This is a genomic window from Amycolatopsis sp. NPDC034160, assembly GCF_055575355.1.
Genome location: NZ_JBVISU010000010.1, coordinates 150906 through 171306, shown reverse-complemented (window position 1 = coordinate 171306; position 20401 = coordinate 150906). Strand labels below are relative to the sequence as shown.

The 20401-nt window shown below is 67.3% G+C and carries 20 protein-coding genes; 13 read left to right on the top strand and 7 right to left on the bottom strand.

The features are described 5' to 3' along the window. The first annotated feature begins 13 nt into the window (after positions 1-13). Both ACZ54P_RS21295 and tatB read left to right on the top strand, forming a co-directional pair. The gene (locus ACZ54P_RS21295) at positions 14-1552 is read left to right on the top strand and encodes a S1C family serine protease (RefSeq protein ID WP_465463286.1); all 1539 of its coding nucleotides are present in this window, start codon (positions 14-16) and stop codon (positions 1550-1552) included. Positions 1553-1607: 55 nt separating this feature from the next. Further along, complete coding sequence (gene tatB / locus ACZ54P_RS21290; RefSeq protein WP_465463285.1) at positions 1608-2018, top strand: Sec-independent protein translocase protein TatB; 411 nt, start codon at positions 1608-1610, stop codon at positions 2016-2018. Positions 2019-2092: 74 nt separating this feature from the next. Here the strand turns inward: tatB and ACZ54P_RS21285 are convergent, their stop codons facing one another. Genes ACZ54P_RS21285 through ACZ54P_RS21270 form a run of 4 tightly spaced genes read right to left on the bottom strand, consistent with a single transcriptional unit; the run spans position 2093 to position 6013 of the window. Further along, the gene (locus ACZ54P_RS21285; RefSeq protein WP_465463284.1) at positions 2093-3238 is read right to left on the bottom strand and encodes an Mrp/NBP35 family ATP-binding protein; all 1146 of its coding nucleotides are present in this window, start codon (positions 3236-3238) and stop codon (positions 2093-2095) included. Positions 3239-3247: 9 nt separating this feature from the next. Continuing rightward, on the bottom strand, positions 3248-3757 hold the full coding sequence (locus tag ACZ54P_RS21280; RefSeq protein WP_465463283.1) for a DUF1003 domain-containing protein: 510 nt from the start codon (positions 3755-3757) through the stop codon (positions 3248-3250). Beyond that, positions 3750-5057, bottom strand: coding sequence for a magnesium transporter MgtE N-terminal domain-containing protein (locus ACZ54P_RS21275; protein WP_465463282.1), 1308 nt, complete (start codon positions 5055-5057; stop codon positions 3750-3752). The genes ACZ54P_RS21280 and ACZ54P_RS21275 overlap by 8 nt, the downstream gene beginning before the upstream one ends. 44 nt (positions 5058-5101) lie before the next feature. Further along, the gene (locus ACZ54P_RS21270; protein WP_465463281.1) at positions 5102-6013 is read right to left on the bottom strand and encodes an aminoglycoside phosphotransferase family protein; all 912 of its coding nucleotides are present in this window, start codon (positions 6011-6013) and stop codon (positions 5102-5104) included. Positions 6014-6101: 88 nt separating this feature from the next. Between ACZ54P_RS21270 and ACZ54P_RS21265 the strand changes: the two genes are divergently transcribed. Next, the gene (locus ACZ54P_RS21265; protein WP_465463280.1) at positions 6102-6953 is read left to right on the top strand and encodes a slipin family protein; all 852 of its coding nucleotides are present in this window, start codon (positions 6102-6104) and stop codon (positions 6951-6953) included. A gap of 402 nt (positions 6954-7355) precedes the next feature. Here the strand turns inward: ACZ54P_RS21265 and ACZ54P_RS21260 are convergent, their stop codons facing one another. Further along, positions 7356-8003 (bottom strand): DUF4190 domain-containing protein, encoded by a 648-nt coding sequence (locus ACZ54P_RS21260; protein WP_465463279.1) that lies wholly within the window; start codon positions 8001-8003, stop codon positions 7356-7358. A gap of 277 nt (positions 8004-8280) precedes the next feature. On the opposite strand from ACZ54P_RS21260, the gene ACZ54P_RS21255 reads away from it, so the two are divergent. The 8 genes from ACZ54P_RS21255 (at position 8281) to ACZ54P_RS21220 (ending at position 16592) form a co-directional block, all read left to right on the top strand. Then, on the top strand, positions 8281-9477 hold the full coding sequence (locus ACZ54P_RS21255; RefSeq protein WP_410605431.1) for an acyl-CoA dehydrogenase family protein: 1197 nt from the start codon (positions 8281-8283) through the stop codon (positions 9475-9477). 421 nt (positions 9478-9898) lie between these two features. Then, positions 9899-10480 (top strand): OmpA family protein, encoded by a 582-nt coding sequence (locus ACZ54P_RS21250; RefSeq protein ID WP_465463278.1) that lies wholly within the window; start codon positions 9899-9901, stop codon positions 10478-10480. 132 nt (positions 10481-10612) lie between these two features. Next, complete coding sequence (locus ACZ54P_RS21245; protein WP_465463277.1) at positions 10613-11131, top strand: YflT domain-containing protein; 519 nt, start codon at positions 10613-10615, stop codon at positions 11129-11131. 248 nt (positions 11132-11379) lie between these two features. Further along, positions 11380-12702: an ABC transporter substrate-binding protein gene (locus ACZ54P_RS21240; RefSeq protein ID WP_465463276.1), complete on the top strand. Its 1323-nt coding sequence runs from the start codon at positions 11380-11382 to the stop codon at positions 12700-12702. Further along, positions 12699-13649, top strand: a complete 951-nt coding sequence (locus ACZ54P_RS21235) for a carbohydrate ABC transporter permease (RefSeq protein WP_465463275.1) — start codon at positions 12699-12701, stop codon at positions 13647-13649. The genes ACZ54P_RS21240 and ACZ54P_RS21235 overlap by 4 nt, the downstream gene beginning before the upstream one ends. Then, positions 13649-14491, top strand: a complete 843-nt coding sequence (locus tag ACZ54P_RS21230) for a carbohydrate ABC transporter permease (protein ID WP_465463274.1) — start codon at positions 13649-13651, stop codon at positions 14489-14491. The genes ACZ54P_RS21235 and ACZ54P_RS21230 overlap by 1 nt, the downstream gene beginning before the upstream one ends. 3 nt (positions 14492-14494) lie before the next feature. Further along, the gene (locus ACZ54P_RS21225; RefSeq protein ID WP_465463273.1) at positions 14495-15676 is read left to right on the top strand and encodes an ABC transporter ATP-binding protein; all 1182 of its coding nucleotides are present in this window, start codon (positions 14495-14497) and stop codon (positions 15674-15676) included. Between the two features lie 154 nt (positions 15677-15830). After that, the gene (locus ACZ54P_RS21220; RefSeq protein ID WP_465463272.1) at positions 15831-16592 is read left to right on the top strand and encodes an NPP1 family protein; all 762 of its coding nucleotides are present in this window, start codon (positions 15831-15833) and stop codon (positions 16590-16592) included. An 8-nt stretch (positions 16593-16600) separates the two neighbouring features. On the opposite strand, the gene ACZ54P_RS21215 is transcribed toward ACZ54P_RS21220, so the two are convergent. Then, the gene (locus tag ACZ54P_RS21215) at positions 16601-16840 is read right to left on the bottom strand and encodes a PspC domain-containing protein (protein WP_125780943.1); all 240 of its coding nucleotides are present in this window, start codon (positions 16838-16840) and stop codon (positions 16601-16603) included. A 160-nt stretch (positions 16841-17000) separates the two neighbouring features. Between ACZ54P_RS21215 and ACZ54P_RS21210 the strand changes: the two genes are divergently transcribed. Next, positions 17001-17924 carry a hypothetical protein gene (locus ACZ54P_RS21210; protein ID WP_465463271.1) on the top strand — a complete coding sequence of 308 codons (924 nt, stop codon included), beginning with the start codon at positions 17001-17003 and terminating at the stop codon, positions 17922-17924. Between the two features lie 81 nt (positions 17925-18005). On the opposite strand, the gene ACZ54P_RS21205 is transcribed toward ACZ54P_RS21210, so the two are convergent. Beyond that, the gene (locus ACZ54P_RS21205) at positions 18006-18683 is read right to left on the bottom strand and encodes a TetR/AcrR family transcriptional regulator (RefSeq protein ID WP_465463270.1); all 678 of its coding nucleotides are present in this window, start codon (positions 18681-18683) and stop codon (positions 18006-18008) included. Between the two features lie 121 nt (positions 18684-18804). On the opposite strand from ACZ54P_RS21205, the gene ACZ54P_RS21200 reads away from it, so the two are divergent. Beyond that, complete coding sequence (locus tag ACZ54P_RS21200) at positions 18805-20325, top strand: MFS transporter (RefSeq protein WP_465463269.1); 1521 nt, start codon at positions 18805-18807, stop codon at positions 20323-20325. Positions 20326-20401 lie beyond the last annotated feature (76 nt).

Here is a 20401-nt window from a genome sequence, read left to right as displayed (position 1 = left end):
GCCCCGGGGAATGATGACCGAGCAGCCGAACGCGAATCCGCAGCAGCCTGGTGACCCGGCGGGGGATCGGCTGGCGCCGCGCCCGCTGGCCCGGCCCGCCGTCGATCCGGTGCAGGCGGCCACGTTCGGCAGGCCGCACGGCGTCGATGGCGCCTTCGACAAGCTGTACCAGCCCGGTACGAACGGGCAGGCCACGCCAGGCCTGAACCTGGCGCCGCCCACCCCGGAATCGCTCGCCGAGGCCTTCCGGCGCCCACCGGGTGCCGAAGGTGTCGTGCTGGAGCGGCCGCACGGGAGCAACGGCTCCGAACCGTCCGGAAGCGGCGCTGAAGACCCGCTTTGGGCCACTACGTCGGATCCGTGGCGTGACCCCACCTCGGGGGCGGTACTCGCCGGTCCCGCCGTGCAGGCGGACTCGGAGGAGAAGGACGCGAAGCGCCCGCAAGGCGCACTGTTGAGCCTGCCGGAGGTCCTCTTCGGGCGGCGTGTGCAGACGAAGGCGCTGGCGATGCTCGCGGCCGTCGCGCTGGTCATCGGCGCCGCCGGCGGGCTGATCGGCTGGTGGTTCGCCGACACCGGTACCGAATTGACCGGTGAGGCCAGTATTTCCGAGGCCGACGCCGCCAAGGAGCGTCCCGCGGGCTCGATCGCGGACATCGCCCACCGGGTGGCGCCCGCGGTGGTCTCGCTCGAGGTCTTCAAACCCGGCGCCGACGCCGGTCAGCAGGGCTCCGGCGTCGTCATCGACACCCAGGGCTACGTGCTCACGAACGAACACGTCATCTCCGCGGCGACAGCCGACTCGGCCACCAAGATCACCGCCGTCTTCGTCGACGGCAAACGCGTCGAGGCGAAGGTCGTCGGCTCCGACCCGAAGACCGACCTGGCCGTGGTCAAGGTCAACGTCGATAATCTGACGGCACTGCAGGTCGGGAAGTCGTCCGAGCTGGCCGTCGGCGATTCGGTGATCGCCGTCGGTTCGCCCCTGGCGCTGCAGAACTCGGTCACCGCCGGCATCGTGAGCGCGCTCAACCGCCCGGTGACCGCGGGCGGCGACGGCGGCAGCGCGCCGGTGATCTACGAGGCGATCCAGACCGACGCCGCGATCAACCACGGCAACTCGGGCGGCGCCCTCGTCGACGCGACCGGTGCGCTGGTCGGGATCAACTCGGCGATCCGTTCGTCCAGCGCCGAGGGCGGCAGCATCGGCATCGGCTTCGCGATCCCGAGCGACTACGCGGTGAAGATCGCGAAAACATTGATCAGGGACGGAAAGGTCGTCCACCCCGACATCGGCATCAACGCTTCGTCGACCGTCGCGGGGTCTAACACCATGGGCGCCCAGGTCCGCAACGTCGCCCCCGGCGGCCCCGCCGCGGCGGCCGGGATCAAGGAAGGCGACGTCATCACCGAGGTCGGCGGGCGGCTCGTCCGCGACTCGGCGGAACTGCTCGTCGCGGTCCGCGCGCGCGATGTCGGCGAAGTGGTCCCTGTCCGGCTTGTCCGGGATGGGTCGTCACTCGTGGTGGACGTGAAACTGGCCTCGGACTAGCCGGTCCAGCCGGGTACCCTGAACGGGGAAGACGCCGAGGCGGAGGTTCACACAGGTGTTCGAGAGTGTCGGCTGGGGCGAAATCCTCATCATCATCGTCGCGGGTCTTTTCATCCTCGGCCCGGAGCGGCTGCCCGAAGCGGCGGCGTGGCTGGCGAAGAGCGTCCGCAAGGTCCGTGATTTCGCGACCGGGGCCAAGACGCAACTGCGCGAGGAGATGGGCCCGGAGTTCGACCAGTTGCGCAAGCCGCTGGAGGATCTGCGCGGCCTGCGGAACTTCGACCCGAAGCGGGTCGTCACCCAGCACCTGTTCGACGGTGACCCGGATCCGTTGGGGCTCAAGGACGTCAACGGCACCAATGGCGCGAACGGGGTCGCCAAGCCCAACGGCTACCCGGCGACCACCACGGCACCCGAGCCGCTGAAGCCGGGCGAACGTCCGCCGGTCGACCCCGACGCGACCTGACCCTGTTGAAAGCCTCGTGAGTGGTAATGACGGTTAGAACCGTCATTACCACTCACGAGGCAGTAAACCGCAGGTCAGCGGCCCGCGGGCGTGACGTTCAGCATCATCCCGGCCAGCCCGCGTGCCCGGACGGTGAGCTTCTTAGCCGTCTCCTTGAGCACGAGCGACGCCGGCGCGTCCGGCTCCGCCAGCACGATCGGCGTCCCCGCGTCGCCGTGGGTCACCACGCGCGGGTCCATCGGCACCTGGCCGAGCAGCGGCACGGGCGAGCCGACCGACTTCGACAGCGAGTCGGCGACGGACTGCCCGCCACCGGACCCGAAGAGCTCCATCCGCCCGCCGTCGGGCGTTTCGAGCCACGACATGTTCTCGATGACGCCCGCGATCCGCTGCCGCGTCTGCAACGCGATCGCGCCCGCGCGTTCGGCCACCTCGGCGGCCGCCTGCTGCGGGGTGGTGACGACCAGGATCTCCGCGTTCGGGATCAGCTGCGCCACCGAGATCGCGATGTCGCCGGTGCCCGGCGGCAGGTCCAGCAGCAGGATGTCCAGGTCACCCCAGAACACGTCGGCGAGGAACTGCTGCAGCGCGCGGTGCAACATCGGCCCGCGCCACACGACGGGGGTGTTGCCCGGGGTGAACATGCCGATCGAGATGACCTTCACGCCGTGCGCCTGCGGCGGCATGATCATGGTGTCGACCTTGGTCGGCTTCTCCCGCGCACCGAGCATCCGCGGCACCGAGTGGCCGTAGATGTCCGCGTCGACCACGCCGACGGAAAGCCCGCGTTCGGCCATCGCCGCCGCGAGGTTCACCGTCACCGAAGACTTGCCGACGCCGCCCTTGCCGGACGCGACGCAGTAGACCCGCGTCATCGAACCCGGTTGCGCGAACGGGATCACCGGTTCCGTGGCGTCGCCACGCAGCGATTTTCGCAGTTCCGTACGTTGCTCGTCGTTCATCACGTCGAGCTCGACCTTGACGTCGTTGACGCCAGGGAGCTTCGCGACGGCGTCGGTCGTGTCCTTGGTTAGCGTCGCCTTCAACGGGCAGCCGGCGACCGTCAGGTAGATCCCGACGGTGACCACACCGTCCGCGCCCACCTCCACGCCCTTGACCATGCCGAGGTCGGTGATCGGTTTCTTGATCTCCGGGTCGTACACGGCCTTCAGCGCGGTGCGGACATCGTCGACGCTGGGGAGTTGCTGCGTACTGGTCACACGTCCATGTTACGTACCGGTAGCGGCACGGTCGGGTTTGGCCTTGCGCGGCTTGGCGTCGAGATCCTCCCGGAGGCGGTCGAGTTCGCCGCGCAGGAAGTCGCGGGTGGCGACCTCGCCGAGCGCGATCCGCAGCGACGCCAGCTCCCGCGCGAGGTATTCGGTGTCCGCCTTGGTCTGCTCGGCCCGGTTCCGGTCTTCTTCCAGCGAGACGCGGTCGCGGTCGTCCTGCCGGTTCTGCGCCAGCAGGATGAGCGGCGCGGCGTAGGCGGCCTGTGTCGAGAACGCCAGGTTCAGCAGGATGAACGGGTACGGGTCCCAGCGCAGCGACACCGCCGCCATGTTCAGCACGATCCAGACGATGACGGTCAGTGTCTGCCAGAACAGGTATTTGCCGGTGCCGAGGAACCGCGCGACGCGTTCGGTGAGCCTGCCGAAAGTGTCCGGGTCCATGTTCAGCCTGAACCGGCCTTGGCCGCGGGGCTGGTCCAGCCGTCGCCCGGACGTCAGTTCAGGCACGTTCGGCCTCCTCGCTCTCTTCGATGGTCTCGCCGGTGATGTCGTGCAACCCGGTCTCGCGCCAGTCCTCCGGGAGCAGGTGATCGAGCACGTCGTCGACGGTCACCGCGCCGAGCAGATGCCCCTCGGCGTCCACCACCGGGCCGCAGGTGAGGTTGTAGGCGGCGAAGTAGCGGGTGACCTCGGACAATGTGGCCTTCGGTCGCAACGCGGGCAACTGGATGTCGACGGCGCTCGCCACCATCTCCGCCGGCGGTTCGCGCAGCAGTCGCTGGAAGTGGACGACGCCGACGAAGCGCCCGGTCGGCGTCTCCGTCGGAGGCCTGCACACGAAGACCATGCTCGCCAGCGCCGCGGGCAGGTCCGCGTTGCGGATGTGCGCGAGCGCCTCCGCGACCGTGGCGTCCGGCGTCAGCACCACCGGCTCGGGCGTCATCAACCCGCCCGCGGTGTCGGAGGAGTACTCCAGCAGCCGTTTCACCGGCGCGGACTCCTCGGGTTCCATCAGCTCCAGGAACCGGCTCTGTTCGGCGGGCGCCAGTTCGGCCAGCAGGTCGGCGGCGTCGTCGGGGTCCATCGCTTCGAGGATGTCGGCGGCCCGTTCCTCGGCGAGGTAGGCCAGCAGTTCCTTCTGGTCGTCCTCGGGTAGTTCCTCGATGACGTCGGCGAGGTGCTCGTCGTCCATCGCGTCGGCGACCTCGTGCCGCCGTTTCAACGGCAGATCGCGGACAGTGGCGGCGACGTCCGCCGCGCGCATGGTGTCGAACAGCATCAGCAGCTGCGCCGCGCCCTGGGTCTGGCCGGTCAGGTCGGTGAGCCCCAGCCCGGACACCTCCGCCCACGGCAGTACCTGCATCGGTGCGCGCCGCCTGCCGAGGCCGAGCCTGCTCGACCGTTCGCGGATCGCGAGTTTCGCGAGCACCCAGTCTCGGGTCCGCGTCGGCTCCATGGCGGCGTCGACGACGGTGACCCGGGTTTGGGAGCCGGAGAGCGTGGCGTACGCGTCGAGCAGCTGCCCGACCACGAGGACCTCGTTGGGCCGCTGATGGAACCGCCGCATGTTGACCGAACCGGTGGCGAGCGTGATGGCGCTGGGCTCGATCGAGGTCACCCGCAACATCGGCACGAACACGCGGCGCCGCGTCGTCAACTCGACCACGATGCCCAGGATCCGCGGGGGTTGCTGATCGAGGCGCAGGCCCGCCACCAGGTCCCGCACCTTGCCGATCGATTCGCCGTCGGGTCCGAAAACCGGCAAACCGGCCAACTGAGCTGCGAATACCCTGTTCACGGCTGCCATGCCCGAAGGTTATCCGCTCCCGGCGCGGGAGACGATTCGTGTGATCACCGCAATGCCCAAGCGGCGATTTCGGGGACGGTGGCGTAGGCCGGATCTTCAGTGATGGTCTCGGGCGAAGCGCCCTCGGCGAGATCTTCGTGCAGCCAGATCCAGTTCTGCACCGCGCGCACGAGGGTCCACGCCCGCGTGCGTTCGGCGTCCAGGCCCGCCGCCGCGGCGAACCACCGGATCTTTTCGTCCATTGTGGACTCTTTCGCCCGGTTCCAGAGAATCGAGATCGCGCCGAATTCGAGGTCGCCCGACAGCGGCTTCGGGTCGATCACCAGCCACGGTTCGCGTTCGCCCGCCAGGACGTTCTCGAAGTGCAGGTCCTCGTTCACCATCAGCTCACCGGCGCCCGGCCCGAGGCTCGCACAGATCTCCACCGCCGCGTCGACGTACTTCCGCTCGAACGGTTCGCCGAGTTCACTCCAGGTCTCCGGGAGTTCGGTGGCCAGTTCCCCGGCTTCTTCGCGAAGGGATCGCCGCAGTGCTTCGGGGGCCGGGACGGCCAGCCGTCGTGCGAGCGCGCCGATGGTCTCGACGGCCTCCTGGATCGGCTCCGTTTCGAGTGAGCGGGTGGCGTCGAGCCGTTCCAGGAGCAGGACGCCGTCTTCAGGAACGTTGTCGTACATCAGCACGGCGCCCTGACCGGCCCATGTGGACAGTGCGAGCGGTTCGTCGTCGGATTCCTCGTGCGGCCAGCCGAGTTTGAGGATCGCGGGGCTGCCGTCGGCCCGGCGGACGGGCTGGGCGACACCGACGAAACCGTGCATGGCCTCGCCGTCGTAGCCGAGCTTCCATTTGCGGGTGTACTTCTCGGCGAGGAAGGGCAGGGAGTCGAGCCATTCGGCGGCTCCTGGGCCGAGTTCGGCGGCGCGGTCGAGGAACTTGGGCGGGATCTTGAAACCGGTCACGGACTCACCTTGGCAGGCCTGTCCAACCTGTTTCCTCCGTGACCTGCCGGGCGTACCGTGAAGAGCGAGAACAACCCCGGGAGCAGCCATGGTGGTGGAGATTCTCAGTGCGGTCGCCGTCGCGGGCGGTGCGTGGCTCGCGGCCGGCCTTCGTGTGGTGAAACAGTACGAACGCGGTCTCGTCTACCGGTTCGGGCGGGTGCGCCCGAACATCCGGCAGCCGGGGCTCGCGATGCTGGTGCCGTTCGCGGACAGACTGCAGAAGGTCAACATGCAGATCGTCACGATGCCGATCCCCGCGCAGGACGGCATCACCCGCGACAACGTCACCGTGCGGGTGGACGCGGTCGTGTACTTCAAGGTGATCGATCCGGTGCTGGCCGCGGTGAACGTGCAGGACTACCGGTCGGCCGTCGGGCAGGTCGCGCAGACGTCGCTGCGGTCCATCATCGGCAAGAGCGACCTCGATGATCTGCTGTCCAACCGCGAGCGGCTCAACGAGGGCCTGGAGCTGATGATCGACAGCCCCGCACTGGACTGGGGCATCCACATCGACCGGGTCGAGATCAAGGACGTCGCGCTGCCGGAGTCGATGAAACGCTCGATGTCACGCCAGGCCGAAGCCGAACGCGAGCGGCGGGCGCGGGTCATCTCGGCCGACGGGGAACTGCAGGCGTCGTACAAGCTCTCGCAGGCGGCCGCGACCATGGCCGACACCCCGGCGGCGCTGCAACTGCGCCTGCTGGAGACGGTCGTGCAGGTCTCGGCGGAAAAGAACTCGACACTGGTCCTGCCGTTCCCGGTGGAGCTGCTGCGCTTCCTCGACGCGAACACGCCGAAGCGGGAGACGCCGCCTTCTGCGGCTTCGGGTGCTTCGGAGGCCAATGGTCAGGTGGCGCCCGCACCTCGCGAACCGGACGACGCGGCCCCCCGCCCCTGAGGCGATAGCAAAGGTCCCTTGCTCCTTTTCGCAGGTGGACGCGGGCAGTCGAGTCGGTCGGGGACTGGCCGACGGGACTGTTCGTGCCTGAGCGGCCGCAAGGGACACCTTCTGCCGACTTGGTGCCCGGTTGATGCCTGTATGTGTGGTTCTGGGCAGGGTCGTGAGTGCTAAGTAGGGTTAGAACCCTATTCAACACTCACGACCCCCGCCCGAAATCGTTCAAAGTACCCAAAACGGGCACTTCTGCCGGATAGAGTGTCCTTTGTGGATGGTCTCGGGGCGTTGGGTCTCTGCGGAGGCCCGCATCAGTGAGAGCAAAGGTCCCTTGCGCCATTTCCGCAGGTCAGAGCGTTGGTCGATAGCAAAGGTCCCTTGCTCTCTCCGCCAGGCCCGCTGAGGTCAGTCCAGCTGGCCGCTGGTGCCCAAGATGATCAAAGTGCCGAAGAAGCCCGCGTACAGCGCGATGACGACGTAGGCGATGATCACCGCCGCGAGCGCCATGCCACGCCCGCCCGCTTCGCCGCGGTTCGCCTTGGCCAGCCCGATGTGTCCCAGGATCAGCCCGACGATCGCGGTCACGAGCGAGCAGATCCCGATGAGCGAGCACACCAGCCCGGCGATCGCCATCCCGTTGTCCTGCGAGCGGCGGGGCATCGACGCCGCGTACGGGTTGTACGGCGGGTAAGAGACCATCGGCTGAGGCATGGGCGCGTACTGAGGCGCAGGCGCGTACACCGGAGCCGACATGTCCGGAGCCGCGAAGGCTGGCTGGACCGGTTCGGCGGTCAGCGGGTCGATGGTCTGCGGGTACGGCTCCGAAGCAGCGGGCGGCGCTTCTTCGGCGGGCTTGGCCTCGAACGGTGCGGGCGGCTCGAACGGCGGGGGCGGTTCGAAGGGCGCGGGCGGCTGGAACTGCTGTGGTTCCGCGGCCGACGGGCTCGACACCGGTTCGGGCGCGGAAGTCGAGTCCGAGAACGTGGTCGAGTCGGTGTAGGACGACGTCGAGTCGTTCGTCGACGGAGTGTCCTGCGAGTCGGAACTGCTCATCCGGTTGGCCCCCTGGTTCGTGCGGGACACCACCGTATCCGGGAACGGGTCAGGAGACGCCCGCGGCACCGATCGCCAGCGCCACGAAAACGAACCACAGGATGACCGGGATCAGCCACAGCGCGGCGACAACGTAGCCGACGGTCTGTCACGGTAGTGCCAGGGTCACGGATGGCGTACGCGTGACTGCGCTCATAGCGAGGTCCCCGGCCAGGCGTCATACTCACCGGTAACCCAGCGCCGGGAGCCCGGTGCGCGCGAATTTTAGGGAGCAGCGATGGCTCGCCTCGCCCAGACCGCCGGCTTGACCGACGTGCAGTCCGAAATCCTGGCCACGGTCCGCCAGTTCGTGGACAAGGAGGTCATCCCGCGCGCGCAGGAACTCGAGCATTCCGACACCTATCCCACCGACATCGTCGAGGGGATGAAGGAGATGGGCCTGTTCGGGCTCACCATCCCGGAGGAGTACGGCGGCCTCGGCGAATCGCTGCTGACCTACGCGCTCGTGGTCGAGGAGATCGCGCGCGGCTGGATGAGCGTGTCCGGGGTGATCAACACGCACTTCATCGTGGCGCACATGATCTCCCGCCACGGGACGCCGGAGCAGAAGCAGCACTTCCTGCCGCGGATGGCGACCGGTGAGGTCCGCGGGTCGTTCTCGATGTCCGAGCCGGACCTCGGTTCCGACGTCGCCGCGATCAAGACCCGCGCCCGCAAGACCGACGACGGCTACGTCATCGACGGCTCGAAGATGTGGCTGACCAACGGCGGCAGCTCCAACCTGATCGCGCTGCTCGTCAAGACCGACGAAGGCGCCGAGAAGGCCCACCAGAACCTGACCACGTTCCTGGTCGAGAAGCCCGAGGGCTTCGGGGAGGTCGCCCCCGGCCTCACCATCCCCGGCAAGATCGACAAGATGGGGTACAAGGGCGTCGACACCACCGAGGCCGTGTTCGACGGCTTCAAGATCGGCGCGGACAAGGTCCTCGGCGAGGCTCCGGGCAAGGGCTTCGCGTACATGATGGACGGTGTCGAGGTCGGCCGGGTGAACGTCGCCGCGCGGGCCTGCGGGATCGCGATCCGCGCGTTCGAACTGGCGGTGGAGTACGCCCAGCAGCGCAAGACCTTCGGCAAGGCGATCGCCGAACACCAGGCGGTGGCGTTCAAACTCGCGGAGATGGCCACCAAGGTCGAAGCCGCGCATTTGATGATGGTCAACGCCGCCCGGCTCAAGGACTCCGGCGAGCGCAACGACGTCGAAGCGGGGATGGCGAAGTTGATCGCGAGCGAATACTGCGCCGAGGTCACCCAGGACTCGTTCCGCATCCACGGTGGTTACGGCTATTCGAAGGAATACGAGATCGAGCGCCTGATGCGCGAGGCGCCGTTCCTGCTCATCGGCGAGGGCACCAGCGAGATTCAGAAGACCATCATCAGCCGGGGACTGCTGCGGGAGTACAAGAGCCGGAGCTAGTGCGGTTCCATAGGCGAAGGGGGCGTAGCCGAGTCGCTGTCGCGGAAGCCCCTTCCCCAGTACATGATGGCCCCCTTCCTTGCGTCAGGCGCAAGGAAGGGGGCCATCATGTACTTCAGTCGAGCGCAGGTGGCGTTCCCGTACGCCTCCTCGGGCCACGCTTGGGGTAACCCAGACCGGCGAAGAATCATTCAAGATTCCCGGGGTCCGTTCAGCGTGCTTGAGCGCATTTGTTCACCCAAGGTGTCATTCGCGCCATGGTGACGAACTGATCGTGGGGTTTGAACCGGGATGACACTCAGCCGGGACACCCCGGGTGACATTTTCCGGTCTTTGCCGTCTTGTTCTTCGCCTTTACTGATTTTCGGTGTCCTCGCGTCCGGCGTACGTTCCGGCTGAACGTGCTTACGGAGGAGGGAAAGTGAACCGACGGACAAGGATCAGTGGAATCGCCCTCGCGGCTTTCGCGATTCTGACCGTCGCCGGATGCGGCGACGACAACAAGGACAATGACGCCGCGGCGGCATCGTCCGTGGCGAGTTCCGCGGCGTCCGGCCAGAACGGCCAGCCGGGGGACGGGGCCCAGAACGGCGATGGCCAGAACGGCCAGAACGGTGACGGCCAGAACGGGCAGGACGGCCAGCCGGCCGCCGCGGCCGTGCAGGGACTGCAGGCCAAACTCGACGAGGTCGTCAAGGCTTCGCCGGTGCGGTTCTCGCCGCAAAGCGCCGAGCTGACCGACGAGGCGAAGGCGACGCTCAAGAAGGTCGCCGAAGCCGCCGCCGCGGTGCCCGCGGTCAAGGTCGAGGTCGACACGCACGCGGGCTATCCCGACGCCGCCAAGGCGACCGAGCTGTCGCAGAAGCGGGCCGACGCGGTCCGCAAGGAACTCACCGACGGCGGGCTCGCGGCCGACCGGATCAAGGCCGAAGCCAAAGGCAGCGAGGGCGTCGACGGTGACGACGCCAAGGCCATGACCGTGGAGGTCAAGGCCGCTCAGTAGCTCCGGCAGCAAGGCCCGGCCCCCTTCGGACGTCACACCCGTCCGGAGGGGGCCTTCTCTCGTCCGAGCAGCTGGTTCGCGCCTCGCGCCCGTCCTTGAGAAGATGGACCGGGACGGGCGAGAGGTGATTACGTGAGTGCTCCCTTTGGCGGAGGTGGCCGGGCCGCGGGTGGCTTGCCCAGGCTGCCGACACCGCCTTCCGGCTGGCCGATCGGCTCCTACGCGACATACGGCGAAGCGCAGCACGCCGTCGACTTCCTCGCGGAGAAGGAGTTCGGCGTCACCGACGTGACCATCGTCGGGGTCGACCTGATGCTCGTCGAGCGCGTGCTCGGCAGGCTGAGCTGGGGCCGGGTGCTCGGCACCGGCGCGGTGTCCGGCGCGTGGTTCGGCCTGATCATCGGTCTGTTGCTGGGCATGTTCAACAACCAGGGCTTCGCCTGGCAGCCCATGATCGGCGGGGTCGTGCTCGGCGTTCTGGCGTGGACGGTCTTCGCGGCCATCAGTTACAGCATGTCCCGCCGCGACTTCTCCTCGGCGAGCCAGCTGGTCGCCGGCCGCTACGACGTGCTTTGCCAGCCGCGTTCGGCCGAACAGGGCCGTGAGCTCCTCGCTCAGCTCGCACTGCGTTCGCCAGGGGCCAACCGATGACGCGAGGACCGGACCACTGACATTCGGCGGTACGGGTTCCGCTGTTCGCCGTGCGATCCGCTGAATCGTTACCGATACTGCTTGCGGGCGATGATCGCCCGGAATAGGTTGCACAACACCAGTCGGGCGGTCGCGTACTCCAGCGTGTCCGCCCGAGCACTAGCACGTCGGGGTGCTGGCGCGCGGCTTCTTCAACGCGTCCTAGTGCCGCCGCATCCCGGGCGTGCGCGCGGGTGAGGGAGGCCCTCATGGGGAAGAGGATGAGCGCGAGCCGGAGGGGCCGCTCACCGGGCCGCACCGGCGCGCTGCTCGGCGCGACAGCGCTGACGGCGGGCCTGTTGGCGGGCTGCGGGGCGCAAGCCGGGCTCAAGATCAACGTCTATTACGCGCCCGAAGACAACTTTCAGTCCGTTGTGGACGATTGCACCAAGGCCTCGGGCGGGCGCTATGAGGTCGTCTACAACAAGCTGCCGCGGCCGGCCGACGGTCAGCGGGAGCAGATGGTCCGCCGGCTGGCGGCTGGGGATGATTCACTCGACGTACTGGGGTTGGACGTCACCTGGGTCGCCGAGTTCGCCGAGGCGGGCTGGGTCGACGAATGGACGGGCCAAGCGAAGGCCGAAGCGACCGCCGGTGTCCTGCCGGGGCCGCTCGAAACCGCCACGTGGAACGGAAAGCTCTACGCGGCGACCAAGAACACCAACGTCCAGCTGCTCTGGTACGACGACAGGCTGACGCCGACGCCGCCGAAGACCTGGGACGAGATGATCCAGCAGGCCCAGGCGCTCAAGGCACAGGGCAAACCGGCGAACGTGGTGTTCACCGGCGCGCAGTACGAAGGCCTCGTCGTCATCTACAACACCCTCGTCGAGTCGGCGGGCGGCAAGATCCTTTCCGACGACGGCAAATCGGTCGTGATGGACGCGGGCGCGGTCAAGGCGCTGGAGATGCTCAAGAAGGTCACCACGGCCGGGATCACCGACGCGTCTCTGACCAACGCGAAGGAGGATGAGGTCCGCCAATCGTTCCAGCGCGGGAATGCCGCCTTCGAACTGAACTGGCCGTTCGTCTACGCCTCCTACGCCAAGGAGAAGAAGAACGAACTGCAGCACTTCAAGTGGACCACCTATCCGGAGTTCGAAGCGGGCAAACCCGCCAAGACCACGATCGGTGGCTACAACCTGGCGGTCAGCTCGGCCTCGAAGCACAAGGCCGAGGCCTACGAAGTCGCGCTGTGCCTGCGCAACGAGAAGAACCAGAAGTTCTCCGCGCTCAAGGACGGTGTGCCGCCGACGCTCGAATCGCTCTACACCGACACGGCCCCGCTCGACCCGACCGCGGCCGCCGGCGACGACAACCCGAGCATGGACACGAAGTACCCGATGCGGGAGACGATCCTGGACGCGCTCAAGGACGCCGCGGTGCGCCCGTTGACCCCGGCGTACCAGAACGCTTCGACCGTGTTGTCGAAGGTGCTTTCCCCGCCTTCTGAAATCGATCCGCAGAAGACGGCAGAGAAGCTGCGGGAGCAGCTCGCCGAAGCGCTCCAGTCGAAGGGAGTGATCCCGTGACCGTGCAGGAAACCGCCGGTTCGGCGACCAAGGCCGAGCCGGGCAAGAAGACCAAACCCGTGCTCAGCGAAGGAAAGAAGGCCGAGCGCAGACTCGGGCTTTGGCTGTGCGCTCCGGCGGCGTTCGTGATGATCGCCGTCACCGGGTACCCGATCGTCTACTCGATCTGGCTTTCCCTGCAGCGCTACGACCTCCGGTTCCCGGCCCAGCAGGAGTTCGTCGGCCTCGAGAACTACATCTCGGTGCTGTCCAACGAATACTGGTGGACCGCGTTCGGGACGACGATGGGCTTGACCATCGTTTCGGTCGCGATCGAGCTCGTCCTCGGGATGGGCCTCGCGCTGATCATGCACCGGACGCTGGTCGGCCGGGGTCTCGTGCGGACGGTCGCCCTGATTCCGTACGGCATCGTCACGGTGGCCGCGGCGTTCTCCTGGTACTACGCCTGGACACCGGACACCGGCTATCTCGCCAATCTGTTCGCGCCGGATTCCGCGCCCTTGACCCAGTACTGGCCGTCGCTGGCGATCATCGTGCTGGCCGAGGTGTGGAAGACGACGCCGTTCATGGCGTTGCTGCTGATGGCGGGGCTGGCGCTGGTGCCGGACGATCTGCTGAAGGCGGCCGCGATGGACGGCGCGACGGCGTGGCAGCGGTTCACCAAGGTGATGCTGCCGGTGATGAAGCCGGCGATCCTGGTGGCGTTGCTGTTCCGCACCCTGGACGCGTTCCGCATCTTCGACAACATCTTCGTGCTCACCAACGGCGCGCAGGATACGTCGTCGGTGTCGATGCAGACCTACAACAACCTGGTCAAGGGGTTGAACCTCGGTATCGGGTCGACGATGGCGGTGCTGATCTTCCTCACGGTGGCGATCATCGCGTTCATCTTCATCAAGGTGTTCGGCACGGCCGCGCCTGGTAGCGACAATGGGGGTAAACGCTGATGGCCATCGGTGGAGCGGTCACTCCCGGCCGCAAACTCAAGTGGGGCCTCGTCGACATCCTGGTCCTGGTCTTCGCGCTGTTCCCGGTGCTGTGGGTGATTTCGCTGTCGTTCAAGACCAAGGAGACCTTGGACGACGGATATTTCCTCCCGCAGGAATGGACGTTGCAGAACTACGCGGACATCTTCGCGACCACGGAGTTCATCCGGGCACTGGTGAACTCGATCGGGATCGCGATCATCGCGACGGTGATCGCGGTCGTCCTCGGCACGATGGCGGCGTACGCGATCGCACGGCTGGACTTCCCCGGAAAGCAGCTGCTGGTGGGGATGTCGCTGCTGATCGCGATGTTCCCGCAGGTGTCGCTGGTGACGCCGTTGTTCAACATCGAACGTGAGCTGGGGCTGTTCGACACCTGGCCAGGGTTGATCCTGCCGTACATCACCTTCGCGCTGCCGCTGTCCATCTACACGCTTTCCGCCTTCTTCCGCGAAATCCCGTGGGAGCTGGAAAAGGCGGCGAAGATGGACGGCGCGACCCCGGGGCAGGCGTTCCGGAAGGTGATCGCGCCCTTGGCGGCGCCAGGGGTGTTCACCACCGCGATTCTGGTGTTCATCTTCTGCTGGAACGACTTCCTGTTCGCGATCTCGCTGACCTCGACCGAGTCCTCGCGTACGGTCCCGGCGGCGTTGTCGTTCTTCACGGGGTCCTCGCAGTTCGAAGACCCCACCGGGACGATCTCCGCGGCCGCCGTGGTGATCACCGTCCCGATCATCTTGTTCGTGTTGTTCTTCCAGCGTCGCATCGTGGCGGGGCTGACGTCCGGTGCGGTGAAGGGCTGACCCATGGCTGAAATTGTTCTCGAGAAGGTGTCGAAGAAGTATCCGGACGGCGCCGTCGCGGTGTCCGAAGTGGACATCACGATCGCCGACGGTGAGTTCATCATCCTGGTCGGGCCGTCCGGCTGCGGGAAGTCGACCACGCTGAACATGGTCGCCGGGCTGGAGGACATCTCCTCCGGCGAGCTGCGGATCGACGGCCAGCGCGTCAACGAACGGGCACCGAAGGACCGTGACATCGCGATGGTGTTCCAGTCCTACGCCCTCTATCCGCATATGAGCGTGCGGGAGAACATGGCGTTCCCGCTGCGGCTGGCCAAGGTCGACGACAAGATCGTGCGCGCGAAGGTCGAAGAAGCCGCGCAGATCCTCGACCTGACCGGGCATCTGGACCGCAAACCGGCGAACCTCTCCGGTGGGCAGCGGCAGCGGGTCGCGATGGGACGCGCGATCGTCCGTAACCCCAAGGCGTTCCTGATGGACGAGCCACTGTCCAATCTGGACGCGAAGCTGCGCGGTCAGATGCGGACCTCGGTGTCGAAGATCCAGAAGCAGCTGGGCACGACGACGCTCTACGTCACGCACGACCAGACCGAGGCAATGACCCTCGGCGACCGGGTCGTCGTGCTGCGGGCGGGGCACGTCCAGCAGATCGGTTCGCCGCAGTTCCTTTACGACAACCCGGCGAACCTGTTCGTGGCCGGGTTCATCGGCAGCCCGTCGATGAACTTCGTGGCGGCGACGCTGGAGAACGGCACCGCGCGCAGCGCGCTGGGAGACATCCCGCTCACCGACCGGGTGCGGCGGCTGGTCGAGGCCGCCGACGCGCCGCGCGAGGTCATCGTCGGCATCCGGCCGGAGCATTTCGAGGACGTCGCGCTGATCGACGACTCCGCTCGTGCGGGCGGGGCCACGTTCACCGCCCACGTCGACGTCCTCGAGTCGATGGGTTCGGAGAAGTTCGCGCACTTCTCGGTCGAGGGGGAGGTCGCGTCGTCGTCCGACCTCGCGGATCTCGCCGCCGACAGCGGCTCCGCGGACGTGCCGGGTGCCGAGTCGCAGATCGTGGCCCGGCTCTCCGCGTCGTCCTCGGCCGCGGAGAACCAGAATGTCGAGCTCTGGTTCGACGCGGACAAGATCAAGCTCTTCGACGGTGCCAGCGGCAAGAACTTGACCTACACCGAGTAACCCTTCTGTCCCGGAAGCGCGTGAAGGCCTCCTTTCCTCGGCTGAAGGGGGCCTTCACGGATTTTCCGACCTTCGGCGGTTTACGATCATCGGCCGATCCGAGACCCTCAGCCCGACGCGCGGAATACCGAAACCGAGCGAAGGGGCGCCTGCCTTGACGAAGAAGCTGCCACGCCGTCTCCTGCAGGGGCTCATCGGAGCGGTTCTCCTCACCACGCTCGCCCCGGCCGTCGCCTGGGCAGAACCCCCACAGGCGCTGCCGTCGAACGCGACCGAGGCCGATCGGACCTGGCAGCCCGCGTTCGATTACGACACCGACGGCTGCTATCCGACGCCCGCCATCTCACCGACCGGCGCGCTCGCTCCCGGACTCAAGAACTCCGGAGCCCTCAACGGTCAGTGCCGCGACCGGTCAGACCTCGACAACACCAACTCCTACGCGCGGTCGAAGTGCAACAACGGCTGGTGCGCGTACCTGTACGACCTCTACTTCGAAAAAGACCAGGCCGTGCCGGGCATCGACTGCTGTGGGCACCGGCACGACATCGAGCACGTCGTCGTCTGGGTGAGTGAAGGCCAAGCCCAGTACGTCTCGACGTCCGCGCACGGCAACTACTCCACTTACGACCGCTCGAAGGTCTCCTGGGAGGGCACCCACCCGAAGATCGTCTACCACAAGGACGGCGTGAGCACCCACTGCTTCCGCATCGCGAGCGCGACCGAACCGCCGGAGAACCACTACGGCGCTTGGCAGTACCCGGACCTCGTCTCCTGGGACGGTTTCCCGCCAGGAATCCGCGACACCCTCGTCCGCGCCGATTTCGGCAGCGCGAGCCTGGCGATCAAGGACGGTGCCTTCGCGAACAATCTGGCCAAGGCCAAACCGGCCGGCATCCCGTTCGACCCCAACGGCTGAAGCCGGGATCAGTACTCGGACTCGGGCAGAGCGAGCCAGAGGACGAGATAGACGATGAACTGCGGACCGGGCAGCAGACAGGACAGCACGGCGAGCAGGCGGACCTTGCCCGGCGTGGTGCCGAAGCGTTTGGCGAGACCGGCACAGACGCCGCCGATCATGCGGCCCTGGCGCGGTCGGGTCAGGCGGGCGGCTACGGGGTTCGTCACGGTTCTTCCCTCTCGGTCGTCACGTTGTGTGAAACCCATTCTCGTCTCATGACGGGCCGGCCGCATCCCACCGCGGGACGAAACGCACCCCTAAGGGCGTGAAATCGCGGTAAGGCGGTTACCTGGGAAAACCTGGCGGACCCTGTGTTCTTCGCCCGTAAGGGGTGGTGTTCCGCGATCTTTTGACGATACTGCTCCGGTGCCCTCGAAGAGACTCAGCGCAGTACTCTGCGGCCTGTTCCTCGCCGCGGCCTGTTCCGGTCCGGAACCGGCGGTGGCGCCGCCGACCACGGCGGGTGAAGAGGCCCTGACCGCTTCCGAGGCGCTCGGGGAATACTCGTCGCTCGATTACTGCAGCCTCGTCGACCAGCGGAAAGTGATCGGCGGCGGAAACGCGGTCAAACCGCCTTTGAGCTCTTTCGAGTTCTGCCGCCTCGAATTCGTCGAGGGCGCCAATCGCTACACCGTGACCACGGGCCCGATCACTTCCGGGCAGGATCCGAACAATCAGCCCTACGAATACGGCGGGTCGTTGCCGGAAGGCGTCAGCGTCCAGCAGTCGACGTTCAACGAGGACACCGCCTGCACCCGGCTGCTGACCTTCGCCGACGGGATCCGGCTGTCCATCGTCGTCACCTCCGACAACACGGCGCCGGCCGACCAGGCCACTCGCTGCCGGATCGCCGACGCCACGGTCGGCAGCGCGGCGGAGGTGATCAGCGCCCGCCGGGTCGGGCGGCTGAACCTCGACCGGCGCTCGTGGGGCCGGGTCGCCCCGTGTGCGCCGCTCGACCAGCACGAACTCGACGCGGCCGCCGGCGCGGAGACCAAACCCGCCCCGGCGCTGTCCGGGCACAGCTGCATCCGCGGCAAGGTCAGCTTCTCGCTGTCGGTCGGGGCGGACACCACCCCGGGCGCGACGGAGGCTTTGGGCGGGCGGCAGGTCGAGGTCACCACGTCGGGCGCGTTCTGCCAGGTGACCACGCACCGGCCGATCCCGGGCACCCCGGAGCGGGTCGAACAGGCGACGCTCTCGGTGGTCGGTGTCGACGGGGCGCCGGAGGACGCCACCTGCGCGGCGGCGCGGGAGGTCGCCGTCGCGGTGTTCCCGAAGCTCCCGTAGCCCTCCAACCCCGCATTTAGAGGACGAAACGCGGTAGTTGCGCGCGCAAGGACCGCGTTCAGAGGACTAAACGCGGGGGGGCTAGCGGAGCTTGGGCAGCCGGAAGGAGCACATCGCCTCGTCCAGAGCTTCGGCGTCCAGCGGGGGGTGCGGCAGCGGGGTGGCACGGCCGGGCTCGGCGCGCAGGCCGTCCAGCAGCATCGCGAGACACCGGCGCCACAGGTCCGGTTGGATACTGTGCGTGAACTCGATGACCGAGCCGAGCATCTGGTGCAGTAGCGGGATGTCCGTCGGCATGAAGTCCGCGCGGAGGGCGCCCGTCGACTGAGCACGCTCGACGAGCTGTGTGATCAACGGCACCATGCGTGCTTTCGCTTCGGCGACGCGCTCGTGGCCGAAGACGTTCGACAGCATGACTTCCCGTAACCCGCGGTCACCGGCGTGCAGCTCGGCCGCGCGCCAGGTGAAGCCGACGAAGCCGTCCCAGGGGTCTTCGGCGCGAAGCGCTTCTTCGGCGAACTGGCGGATCGTCTCGAATTGGTCGACGAACATGGCCTCGACCAGGTGTTCCTTGCTCGGGAAGCGGCGATAGACGGTGCCGACACCGACGCCCGCGTGATGCGCGACGTCGTCGAGCGTCGCTTCGAGTCCGCGCTCGCCGAAGACGTCGCGTGCCGCCGCGATGATGCGCTGCCGATTGAGTTCAGCGTCGCGCCGCAACGGCCGCGCCGGTGCGGCGGGAGCGAGGTCCCGAGCCATTGGTCCAGCTTAACAAATAAAGTAGAGGAAGCTTCTCCGCTTTTCGGGTACGGTGACGGCAAAAGAGGAGATACCTACTCCACATAGCTTCTCCGTCACTATCGGTGAGGAAACCGCCCGTATGCCTGAGTCATCCACCGCTGTCGTCACGCCGCCGGGGGACGCGGCCACGCAGCACACCGACCCGCACCACGCCAGGAGATGGCTGATCCTGGTGGTGATCGGTCTCGCCCAGCTGATGGTGGTGCTCGACGCCACCGTCGTGAACATCGCGCTCCCGTCCGCGCAGCAAGCCCTCGACTTCTCGAACGACGCCCGCCAATGGGTCGTCACCGCCTACGCGCTCGCGTTCGGCAGCCTGCTCCTGCTGGGCGGGCGGCTCGCGGACCTCTTCGGCCGCAAACGCGCCTTCATGGTCGGCCTCGCCGGCTTCGCCATCGTGTCGGCGATCGGCGGCGCCGCCACCAGCATCGAGATGCTGCTCGTCGCGCGCGCCGCGCAGGGTGTCTTCGGCGCTCTTCTCGCCCCGGCGGCCCTTTCGCTGCTGACCACGACCTTCACCGACCCGAAGGAACGCGGCAAGGCCTTCGGCGTCTTCGGCGCGATCGGTGGTGGCGGTGCGGCGATCGGCCTGCTGCTCGGCGGCGTGCTGACCGAATACCTCGACTGGCGCTGGTCGATGTACGTCAACATCATCTTCGCGGTGGTCGCGTTCGCCGGTGCGGCCGTGCTGCTCAAGAACGCCGAGAGCGAAGGCCCGCGTCCGAAGCTCGACATCCCGGGCACGATCACCGCGTCGGCCGGTCTGTTCGCGCTGGTCTACGGCTTCGCGAACGCCGAACGTGACTCGTGGTCCTCGATCTCGGTCTGGGGTTTCCTCGCCGCCGGTGTCGTGCTGCTCGCCGCGTTCGTGGTGATCCAGCAACGGGCCGCGCATCCGCTCCTGCCGTTGCGCGTCCTGCTCGACCGCGACCGCGGCGGCTCGTACCTCGCGATGTTCCTGCTCGCCATCGGGATGTTCTCGATCTTCCTGTTCCTCACCTTCTACATCCAGCTGAACCTCGGGTTCACGCCGGTACAGAGCGGGGTCGCGTTCCTGCCGATGGTCGCCACCCTGATGGCCAGCGCGACGTCGGCGACGGCCGTGCTCCTGCCGAAGTTCGGCGCGAAACCGTTGGTGTCACTGGGGATGCTGATCGCCGGACTGGGACTGTTCTGGCTCTCGGCCATCGACACCACCAGCACGTACTCCAGCGGCGTGCTCTTCCCGCTGATGATCATGGGCGTCGGCATCGGCCTCGCCATGGCGCCCGCCATGAGCGTCGCGACCTTCGGTGTCGACACCCGCGACGCCGGTGTCGCGTCGGCCGCGGTCAACACCGCCCAGCAGGTCGGCGGCTCGATCGGGACCGCGCTGCTGAGCACGCTCGCCGGAAACGCGGCGACGTCGTTCCTGGTCGGCAAGACGCCTTCGCCGCAGCTCGCGGCCGAAGCGGCGGTGCACAGCTACACGACCGCATTCGTGTGGGGCGGGTGGATCTTCGTCATCGGTGCGGTGATCTGTGGGCTGCTGCTGCGGTCCGGTGCCCCGGCTAAGGCTCCGGAGGGCGCTTCGGACGCTCCGGTCGCTGTGCACATGTAGGGGGACGACATGAAAGGCCCCTTCATTGCAAAATTTGCAATGAAGGGGCCTTTCATCTCACGTCGCGAGTCAAAGC

Coding starts and splice junctions, on each gene's coding strand:
- ACZ54P_RS21295 (WP_465463286.1), top strand. CDS start 14: ATGACCGAGCAGCCGAACGCGAATCCGCAGCAGCCTGGTGACCCGGCG.
- ACZ54P_RS21275 (WP_465463282.1), bottom strand. CDS start 5,057: ATGGCAGCCGTGAACAGGGTATTCGCAGCTCAGTTGGCCGGTTTGCCG.
- ACZ54P_RS21265 (WP_465463280.1), top strand. CDS start 6,102: ATGGTGGTGGAGATTCTCAGTGCGGTCGCCGTCGCGGGCGGTGCGTGG.
- ACZ54P_RS21260 (WP_465463279.1), bottom strand. CDS start 8,003: ATGAGCAGTTCCGACTCGCAGGACACTCCGTCGACGAACGACTCGACG.
- ACZ54P_RS21255 (WP_410605431.1), top strand. CDS start 8,281: ATGGCTCGCCTCGCCCAGACCGCCGGCTTGACCGACGTGCAGTCCGAA.
- ACZ54P_RS21240 (WP_465463276.1), top strand. CDS start 11,380: ATGGGGAAGAGGATGAGCGCGAGCCGGAGGGGCCGCTCACCGGGCCGC.
- ACZ54P_RS21230 (WP_465463274.1), top strand. CDS start 13,649: ATGGCCATCGGTGGAGCGGTCACTCCCGGCCGCAAACTCAAGTGGGGC.
- ACZ54P_RS21225 (WP_465463273.1), top strand. CDS start 14,495: ATGGCTGAAATTGTTCTCGAGAAGGTGTCGAAGAAGTATCCGGACGGC.
- ACZ54P_RS21215 (WP_125780943.1), bottom strand. CDS start 16,840: ATGGGTTTCACACAACGTGACGACCGAGAGGGAAGAACCGTGACGAAC.
- ACZ54P_RS21205 (WP_465463270.1), bottom strand. CDS start 18,683: ATGGCTCGGGACCTCGCTCCCGCCGCACCGGCGCGGCCGTTGCGGCGC.
- ACZ54P_RS21200 (WP_465463269.1), top strand. CDS start 18,805: ATGCCTGAGTCATCCACCGCTGTCGTCACGCCGCCGGGGGACGCGGCC.